Annotated in this window: 2 protein-coding genes; one reads left to right on the top strand and one right to left on the bottom strand. The window is 73.8% G+C overall.

The window, feature by feature from the left end; all coding sequences use genetic code 11:
- Positions 1–1,063, bottom strand: a 1,063-nt coding sequence (locus ACFWOG_RS37535; protein ID WP_380363935.1) for a serine/threonine-protein kinase, incomplete at its 3' end; no start/stop codon positions are given.
- Between the two features lie 416 nt (positions 1,064–1,479).
- On the opposite strand from ACFWOG_RS37535, the gene ACFWOG_RS37530 reads away from it, so the two are divergent.
- Complete coding sequence (locus ACFWOG_RS37530) at positions 1,480–1,680, top strand: hypothetical protein (RefSeq protein WP_329882283.1); 201 nt, start codon at positions 1,480–1,482, stop codon at positions 1,678–1,680.
- The last annotated feature ends 350 nt before the right edge of the window (positions 1,681–2,030 follow it).

Genomic DNA, 2,030 nt, shown 5'->3' with positions numbered 1-2,030 from the left:
CCGGGACACCGCGCGGGGCGGCGGCCGGTGGTCCCGGCGGGACGCTGCCGGCCGGCCGGACGGCGGCTCCGGGCCGCCCCTCGGTGCCGCGCGCGGTGAGCGGCCGGGTCGCCCCGGGGGCGGCTGCGGCGGCGCCACCCGGGGCCGCCCCGTTCCGCTCCGCCGCGGCGTCGCGTGCCGTACTGCCGTCGGAGGAGCCGCGGTTCCGTCCGAACGTCCCGCCGGAGGCTCCGCCCGCCGCGGTGCCGCGCGCGGCCAGCTCGCTCAGCCGCTCGTGCAGGGCGGCGGCGCCGGGCCGTTCGGCGGGCTCCTTGGCCAGGCAGGCCCGGATCAGCGGTGCCAGCTGGGGCGGTACCGCGGTGAGGTCGGGTTCCTCGTGGACGACCCGGTAGAGCATGACCTCCGAGGAGGCGCCCGAACCGAACGGGGTGTCGCCGGTGAGCGCGTACGCCAGGGTGGCCCCGAAGGCGAAGACGTCGGTCGCGGGCGTGACGGCGGCCCCCCGGACCTGCTCGGGCGCGAGGAAGCCCGGGGAGCCGACCGCCGTGCCGACGTGGGTCAGGGTGCTGGCCCCGCGGGACCAGGCGATACCGAAGTCGATGATGCGCGGGCCGCGTGGCGAGAGCAGGATGTTGGACGGCTTGAGGTCCCGGTGGACGACCCCGGCCTCGTGTACCTTGACCAGCCCGTCGGCGAGCGCGGCTCCGATCCGGGCCGCTTCGGGCCAGCTCAGCGGTCCGTCGTCGCCGACCCGCTTGTACAGCGACGGCCCGGGGACGTACGCGGTGGCCAGCCAGGGGCGGTCGGCCTCGATGTCGGAGCCCATCACGCGGGCGGTGCAGGCGCCCCGGATCTTGGAGGCGGCGGCGATCTCGCGGGCGAAGCGGGTGCGGAACTCGATGTCCTCGGCCAGTTCGGCCCGGATCAGCTTGAGTGCGACGCGCTGCCCCCGGCGGTCCGAGCCGAGATAGACCACCCCCATCCCACCGGCTCCCAGCCGCCGGTGCAGGCGGTACGGCCCGACGATGCGGGGGTCCTCACGCCTCAGCCGCATCATCGCCATCTTCGTTCCCCGTCAGACCGTGGGTGAGGCCCCGTCGGTTGGGGCGTCGTCAGTTCCTGTCTGGCACAGCTTACGGACTGCCTGCTGCGGTGTGCTGATACGCAACACCTCAAGCCACCGTCCGATAGTCCGATCTTGGACTGACCTCGGGACGCGGCTGCTGAAACGTTTCTCGGGGTCGCCCCTCAGGGTTCCCCCGGGGGTGCGACGGAGGACGTCTCCCCCTGCGGTAGTAGTCCCCAGGTCCGAGCGTCATCCTCCGGGAGGCCCGGAGAACAGTACGACGGCATGACGCCCACCGAACCCCTCGGGCCATAGCGTTGTCCTCAGCGGTGGACGGGGAGCTCGTCCCCCGAGGTAAGCCGTCCACCGCGTCCACCTTCACACAGAACTGCTCACGAATCAGGAGTCAGGGCATGGCAGCGCAGCTCACGGGAACGACCTCCCGCCGCCGTCGGCCGGCCTTCACTCAGCCCCAGGCCGCGGAGCCCACCAGGCACCCGGCCGTGGCGGTGGCCATGGCACTGCCCTGCGCGGTGCTGCTGGTCAGCCTGTTCGGGGGCTGGGAGCAGATGGCGACCCAGGCTCAGGCGGTCGCCGATCTGATCGGCCACTGACCCACCGGCCGGGACCGGTCGGCCTCCGGGCCGGCCCACAGAACGGGCACTGGATCCCCTGGGGACGGGGAGCCGGTGCCGCCGGGGAGGCCGCGACCGCGTTGACACGCGGACGGGCGAGAGCGGTGCGCAGAGCACCCCGGCAGGAGGAGATGCCGCGTACGGTCGTCGGTGAGGGCGACCGTACGCGGCTCTTCTGTCTTTCGAGGCTGTCGGCCGACCCCCCCCCGAAGCTTCCCCCGTGTCCGCACGGGAGCCGCAGCCGGGCACGTGGTTCGGGCGGTTCGGAGCACGCAAAAGGCCGGGGCAGCGACTCTTCAGAGTCGCGGCCCCGGCCGTTACTGTGCGCG

Origin of the sequence: Kitasatospora sp. NPDC058406 (genome assembly GCF_042722765.1) — a bacterium.
Taxonomy (GTDB): Bacteria; Actinomycetota; Actinomycetes; order Streptomycetales; family Streptomycetaceae; genus Kitasatospora.
This window is presented reverse-complemented; position numbering and strand designations above follow the sequence as displayed.

Bases quoted from the DNA above. Each gene is read 5' to 3' on its own strand.
- ACFWOG_RS37530 (WP_329882283.1), top strand. From the start codon at position 1,480: ATGGCAGCGCAGCTCACGGGAACGACCTCCCGCCGCCGTCGGCCGGCC.